Below are 6752 nucleotides of genomic sequence, written 5' to 3'. Positions count from 1 at the left end.
GCTGATCACGTAGCTGCCGTCGGCCTGCTTGACCGCGCGGCAGCGCATGGCCGTCGCATCGGAACCGGACTGCGGCTCGGTCAACGCGAAGGCGCCGATGGCCTCGCCCTCGGCAATGGCGCGCACATATGTCTGCTTCTGCGCTTCGTTGCCGTGGGTGAGGATGCCGTTGCAGAACAGCGAATTGTTGACCGACATGATGGTCGAATGGGCTGCATCGCCGGCGGCCACCTCCACCATCGCCAGCACGTAGGCGATCGGGTCCATGCCCGCGCCGCCGTATTCGGCCGGCACTTCGATGCCCATCAGGCCGTTTTCGCCCAGCAGGCGGATGTTCTCCAGCGGGAACTCGCCGGTGCGGTCATGGTGCTCGGCACTGGGCGCGATCTTTTCCTGCGCGATGCGACGCGCGACGTCCTGCAGCATCAGCTGCTCTTCGGTAAAGCTGAAATCCACAACACCCTCCCAGGAACATATGGTGATGAGGGCCGCGCAGTGCGCGCCCCGGTGGGGCGATTGTACCGGGGGCGGGTCGATCCGGGCTGACTTGACCCCGCACCGGCCCAGGGACGAAAATATCTCTATATCGCGATAGGTAGATATTTATGGATCTCGAGGATTGGTCGGTCCGGCTGAAAGTATTCGCCGACGCCACCCGTGTGCGCCTGCTCACCCTGCTGGAACAGGAAGAACTGACCGTGGCCGAGCTGTCGGCCATCACCACGCTGGCCCAGCCACGCGTGTCCACCCACCTGGCCCGGCTCAAGGAGGCCGGCCTGGTGCGCGACCGGCGCGCCGGCGTGTCGGCGTACTACCGCTTCGACGATGCCGCGCTGGATCCGGCGCAGCGTGCATTGTGGCATGCGCTGAGCACCGGCAGCGACGACCCGCTGCTGCGTCAGGATGCTGAACGGGTGGCCTCGGTGCTGGCCAGCCGCGCCGCCGACCAGAACTGGGCCGACAGCGTGGCCGGCGACATGGAACGCCACTACTCCCCCGGCCGCACCTGGGAGGCGCTGGCACGCACCGCGCTGCCGCTGCTGGAGACCGGCGACGTGCTCGACATCGCCTCCGGCGACGGCGTGCTGGCCGAGCTGGTCGCCCCGCACGCCAAGCGCTATGTCTGCATCGACACCAGCGCGCGCGTGGTGGCCGCCGCCAGCGAGCGCCTGCGCCGGCTGGCCAACGTGGAAGTGCGCGAGGGCGACATGCATGCGCTGCCGTTCAAGGACCGCAGTTTCGACCTGGTGGTGCTGATGCACGCACTGACCTATGCGGCCAAGCCGGCCCAGGCCGTGGCCGAAGGCGCGCGCGTGCTGCGCCCGGGCGGCCGCCTGCTGCTGTGCAGCCTGGCCCGCCACGAGCACAAGGCCGCCGTGGATGCCTACGGCCACGTCAACCTGGGCTTCTCGGACAAGGAACTGCGCAAGTTCGCCGAGAAGGCCGGCCTGGTCGTGTCCAGCCTGGAGACGGTCACCCGCGAGAAGCGCCCGCCGCATTTCGAGGTGATCTCCCTGATCGCCAGCAAGCCCTGAGACCTGCCATGACCGCCCTGCCCTGGCTGCACCCCGACCGCGTCCACGCCCTGCACGATGCCTTGGCCCGACGCATCCTGATCATCGACGGTGCGATGGGCACGATGATCCAGCGCCATGGCCTGGAGGAAGCGGACTACCGCGGGCAGCGCTTTGCCGAGGGCTACGACAGCGCCCATGCGCACGGCCCCGGCTGCGACCACGCCACGCCGGAAGGCCACGACCTCAAGGGCAACAACGACCTGCTGCTGCTGAGCAGGCCGGAGGTGATCGCCGGCATCCACACCGCCTACCTGGAAGCCGGCGCGGACCTGGTGGAAACCAACACCTTCAACGCCACCTCGGTCAGCCAGGCCGACTACCACCTGGAACACCTGGTGTACGAGCTCAACAAGGCCGGCGCCGCCGTGGCGCGCGCCTGCTGCGATGCGGTGGCCGCCACCACGCCGGACCGGCCGCGCTTTGTCATCGGCGTGTTGGGGCCGACCAGCCGCACCGCCTCGATCAGCCCGGACGTGAACGATCCCGGTTTCCGCAACACCAGCTTCGACGCGCTGCGCGAGACCTACCGCGAAGCCATCGACGGCCTGATCGACGGCGGCGCGGATACGATCATGGTGGAGACCATCTTCGACACGCTCAACGCCAAGGCCGCGCTGTTTGCGATCGAAGAGGCCTTCGACGACCGTGCCGCGCGCCTGCCGATCATGATCTCCGGCACCATCACCGACGCTTCCGGGCGCACGTTGTCCGGGCAGACCGCCGAAGCGTTCTACGCTTCGGTGGCGCACAGCCGGCCGCTTTCGGTGGGCCTGAACTGCGCGCTGGGCGCCACCGACATGCGCCCGCACGTGGAGACCCTGTCGCGGGTGGCCGACTGCCTGGTCAGCGCGCACCCCAACGCCGGCCTGCCCAACGCCTTCGGGGAGTACGACGAAACCCCGGAGGAGATGGCCACCACCCTGCGCGAGTTCGCCAGCGCCGGCCTGCTCAACCTGGTCGGCGGCTGCTGCGGTACCACCCCGGCGCACATCCGGGCGATCGCCGAGGCGGTGGCCGACCTGCCACCGCGCGCCTTGCCCACCGTCCCGCTGGAGGATGCCGCGTAAGCGCGTCCGCCCGCCCGTTGATCCCCTTCCGCCAGCCGATGCCCGCCCGCCCATGACGCCTTCCCGCCCTACCCGCCTGTCCGGCCTCGAGCCGCTGGTGATCACGCCGGACCTGTTGTTCATCAACATCGGCGAACGCACCAACGTCACCGGCAGCGCGCAGTTCCGCAAGCTGGTCAAGGAAGAGCGCTACGAGGAGGCGGTGGACGTGGCGCGCCAGCAGGTGGCCAACGGCGCGCAGATCCTCGACGTCAACATGGACGAGGGCCTGATCGATTCGGAAAAGGCGATGACGCGCTATCTGAACCTGATCATGTCCGAGCCGGATATCGCGCGCATCCCGGTAATGGTCGACTCGTCCAAGTGGAGCGTGATCGAGGCCGGGCTGAAGTGCCTGCAGGGCAAGAGCGTGGTCAATTCGATCTCGCTCAAGGAAGGCGAGGCGCCGTTCATCGAGCATGCGCGCAAGGTACTGCGCTATGGCGCCGCCGCGGTGGTGATGGCCTTCGACGAGGAGGGCCAGGCCGATACCTGCGCGCGCAAGGTGGAGATCTGCACCCGCGCCTACCGCATCCTGGTGGACGAGGTGGGCTTCCCGCCGCAGGACATCATCTTCGATCCGAACATCTTCGCCGTGGCCACCGGCATCGAGGAGCACGACAACTACGCGGTCGACTTCATCGAAGCCACCCGCATCATCCGCCGCACCCTGCCGCATTGCCACGTCTCCGGCGGCGTCTCCAACGTGTCCTTCTCCTTCCGCGGCAACGAGACCGTGCGCCAGGCCATCCATGCGGTGTTCCTGTACCACGCCATCGCCGCGGGCATGGACATGGGCATCGTCAACGCCGGCGCCATGCCGATCTACGATGACCTGGACCCGGAACTGCGCGAGCGCGTGGAGGATGTGATCCTCAACCGCCGCCGCGACGGCACCGAGCGCCTGCTGGAGATCGCCGAGCGCTACAAGGGCAGGAAAGGCGAGGTGAAGGGCGAGGACCTGGCCTGGCGCGAAAAGCCGATCGACGCGCGCCTGGCCCATGCACTGGTGCACGGCCTGGATGCCTGGGTGGAGGCCGATACCGAAGAAGCCCGCGCCCGCTCCAGCCGCCCGCTGGACGTGATCGAAGGCCCGTTGATGGACGGCATGAACATCGTCGGCGACCTGTTCGGCGCCGGCAAGATGTTCCTGCCGCAGGTGGTCAAGTCCGCGCGCGTGATGAAGAAGGCCGTGGCCTACCTGCTGCCCTACATCGAGGCCGAGAAGGCGCGCAGCGGCGATACCGCCAGGAGCAACGGCAAGATCATCATGGCCACCGTCAAGGGCGACGTGCACGACATCGGCAAGAACATCGTCGGCGTGGTCCTGGCCTGCAACAACTTCGAGGTGATCGACCTGGGCGTGATGGTGCCGGCGCAGAAGATCCTCGACGCGGCGCGTGCGGAGAACGCGGACATCATCGGCCTGTCCGGGCTGATCACCCCCTCCCTGGAAGAGATGAGCCACGTCGCCCGGGAAATGGAGCGCCAGGGCTTCACCCTGCCGCTGATGATCGGCGGCGCCACTACCTCGCGCGCGCACACCGCGTTGAAGATCGACCCGCACTACAAGGCCCCCACCGTGTGGGTGAAGGATGCCTCGCGTGCCGTCGGCGTGGCCCAGTCGCTGATCTCCAGCGAGCTGCGCGCCGCGTTCGTGGCATCCAACGCGGCCGACTACGCCGAGATCCGCCAGCGCCATCGCAACCGAGGCGATGCCAAGCGCCTGGTCACCCTGGCCAAGGCGCGCGCGCAGCGCTTCGCAGGCGACTGGGCCGCCTACACCCCGCCCGTACCGCGCAAGCCGGGCCTGCACGTGCTGGCCGACTATCCGCTGGCCGACCTGGTCGAGGTGATCGACTGGACCCCGTTCTTCCAGGCCTGGGAGCTGGCCGGCAAGTTCCCGGCCATCCTCACCGACGAGATCGTCGGGCCCCAGGCCAGCGAGCTGTACCGCGACGCGCGCGCGATGCTCGAGCGCATCGTCAGCGAGAAATGGCTCACCGCCAAGGCGGTGTTCGGGCTGTGGCCGGCCAACGCGGTCGGTGACGACGTGCGCGTGCAGCACCCCGACGGCGAGGCCACGCTGCACTTCCTGCGCCAGCAGGTGGACAAGCCGGTGGAACGCCCGGACTTCTGCCTGGCCGATTTCATCGCCCCGGCCGACAGCGGCAGGCAGGACTGGATCGGCGCGTTCGCGGTCACGGCCGGCATCGGCATCGATGCGCACGTGGCGCGTTTCGAGGCCGACCACGACGACTACAACGCGATCCTGCTCAAGGCCCTGGCCGACCGCTTCGCCGAGGCGCTGGCCGAGCGCCTGCACCAGCAGGTGCGCACCGACTATTGGGGCTACCAGCCGGAGGAGCAGCTGGACAACGAGGCGCTGATCGCCGAGCGGTACAGCGGCATCCGCCCTGCCCCCGGCTACCCGGCCTGCCCCGAGCACAGCGAGAAGGGCACGCTCTTCGGCCTGCTGGACGCCGAACGCAACGCCGACATGCAGCTGACCGAGAGCTTTGCGATGCTGCCCACCGCCGCGGTGTCGGGCTACTACTTCAGCCATCCGCAGAGCCAGTATTTCGTGGTCGGCCGGGTCAGCCGCGAACAGGTCACCGACTACGCGCGGCGCAAGGGCGTGGAGCGCGCGCAGGCCGAGCGCTGGCTGGCCTCGAACCTGGATTACGATCCGGAATGACGTGCTCACCCGACCCACGGTCGGGTACTGCCGGCATAATGCGCGGGTAGGCCCCCACCTCGGGTGGGCGCGCATCCACCGGACCTCCGCATGACCGCCCCCACCCGCGACGCCGTGCCGGCCGTTCGCCTCTCGTCCTTCTACCTGTTCTACTACGCCGCTCTCGGCGCGTTCACGCCCTACTGGAGCCTGTTCCTCACCGCCCGCGGCATGAGCGTCACCGCGATCAGCGTGATGATGGGCATCTGGTACGCCACCCGCATCGTCGCGCCCACCACCTGGACCTCGCTGGCCGCCGCCTCGCCGCGCCCGATCCTCTGGCTGCGCATCGGCTGCGTGCTCACCCTGCTCACCTTCTGTGCGTTCCTGCTGCCGCTGCCCCAGCCGTGGCTGTATCCGGCCATGATCGCGTTCTGCTTCTTCTACAACGCGGTCATGCCGCAATTTGAATCGATCACGTTGACCCACCTCGGCAGCGACAGCCATCGCTACGGACGGATCCGCGTGTGGGGCTCGCTGGGCTTCATCGCCGTGGTGATGCTGTTTGGCTGGATCATCGAGGGCAAGAACGGCGCCGGCAACGCGCACCTGCTGCCGTGGCTGATGCTGCCGCTGTTCGGCCTGCTCACGGCCTCCGGGTTTGCCAACCGCTACGCGCGCCACCTGCAGCGCAGCGAGGGCGATGCCAGCGGCTTCTGGCAGATCGTGCGCAAGCCGCCGGTGCTGGCCTTCTTCCTGGCCGCCTTCATGGAGCAGCTGTCCTTCGGCCCCTACTACACCTTCTTCTCGGTCTACATGGACCACCACGGTTATGCCACCTCCACGCTGGGCGTGCTGTGGACGGTCGGGGTGGTGTTCGAAGTGGGCGTGTTCTTCACCATCGGGCGCTTCTTCCGGCGCTACGACGCCAGCTGGATGCTGCTGATCGCCCTGCTCAGTTCCACCGTGCGCTGGGCGGTCACGGCCCTGTTCCCGGACAACCTGCCGGTGATGCTGCTGGCGCAGACCGCCCATGCGCTCGGCTTCGCCGCCTTCTTCGCCGCCGCGATGCAGATGCTGGCCACCTACTTCCCCGGCCGTCTCAACGGCCACGGCCAGGGCCTGCTGTACGGGTTCTCTTCCGGCGTGGGCGGCGTGCTGGGCGCGCTGATCGCCGGCCAGTTGTGGCCCATCGACCAGGGCCGCACCGCGTTCCTGGCCGGCAGCGGTTTCGCCCTGGCCGGCGCCCTGCTGTGCTTCTTTGCGATCAGCCTGCCGTTGCTGCGCTCGAGCCGCGCGCCCCGCGGCTGAGCGCACGCGCGCCCGTGGTTACGGCGGCGAGGCCAGGGTGGCCTGCAGCGAGGGCAGCAGCAGGCGGTTGCCGTAACCGCT

General features: G+C 68.5%; 5 protein-coding genes. 4 read left to right on the top strand and 1 reads right to left on the bottom strand.

Translation table 11 applies throughout. The annotated features are described in order from the left end of the window. The coding region (locus RSA25_RS18540) for an acyl-CoA dehydrogenase family protein (RefSeq protein WP_332810302.1) at positions 1 to 456 on the bottom strand (456 nt) is incomplete at its 3' end. A gap of 149 nt (positions 457 to 605) precedes the next feature. Here RSA25_RS18540 and RSA25_RS18535 point away from each other — a divergent pair. The 4 genes from RSA25_RS18535 to RSA25_RS18520 all read left to right on the top strand — a co-directional run bounded on the left by RSA25_RS18535 (position 606) and on the right by RSA25_RS18520 (position 6671). Then, positions 606 to 1535 carry a metalloregulator ArsR/SmtB family transcription factor gene (locus RSA25_RS18535; protein ID WP_332810301.1) on the top strand — a complete coding sequence of 310 codons (930 nt, stop codon included), beginning with the start codon at positions 606 to 608 and terminating at the stop codon, positions 1533 to 1535. An 8-nt stretch (positions 1536 to 1543) separates the two neighbouring features. Continuing rightward, complete coding sequence (locus RSA25_RS18530) at positions 1544 to 2644, top strand: homocysteine S-methyltransferase family protein (protein ID WP_332810300.1); 1101 nt, start codon at positions 1544 to 1546, stop codon at positions 2642 to 2644. 52 nt (positions 2645 to 2696) lie between these two features. After that, entirely contained in the window at positions 2697 to 5381 is a 2685-nt protein-coding gene (gene metH, locus RSA25_RS18525) for a methionine synthase (protein ID WP_332810299.1), read from the top strand. A gap of 90 nt (positions 5382 to 5471) precedes the next feature. Beyond that, positions 5472 to 6671: an MFS transporter gene (locus tag RSA25_RS18520; RefSeq protein WP_332810298.1), complete on the top strand. Its 1200-nt coding sequence runs from the start codon at positions 5472 to 5474 to the stop codon at positions 6669 to 6671. Positions 6672 to 6752: the final 81 nt, after the last annotated feature.

Source organism: Stenotrophomonas sp., assembly GCF_036662295.1.
Taxonomy (GTDB): domain Bacteria; phylum Pseudomonadota; class Gammaproteobacteria; order Xanthomonadales; family Xanthomonadaceae; genus Stenotrophomonas.
Note: the sequence above shows the minus strand (reverse complement) of the source record. Positions and strands in the feature narration are given on the sequence as shown.

Excerpts from the sequence above, each read along its gene's own strand:
- RSA25_RS18520 (WP_332810298.1), top strand. The coding sequence starts at position 5,472 with ATGACCGCCCCCACCCGCGACGCCGTGCCGGCCGTTCGCCTCTCGTCC.
- RSA25_RS18530 (WP_332810300.1), top strand. The coding sequence starts at position 1,544 with ATGACCGCCCTGCCCTGGCTGCACCCCGACCGCGTCCACGCCCTGCAC.
- metH (WP_332810299.1), top strand. The coding sequence starts at position 2,697 with ATGACGCCTTCCCGCCCTACCCGCCTGTCCGGCCTCGAGCCGCTGGTG.
- RSA25_RS18535 (WP_332810301.1), top strand. The coding sequence starts at position 606 with ATGGATCTCGAGGATTGGTCGGTCCGGCTGAAAGTATTCGCCGACGCC.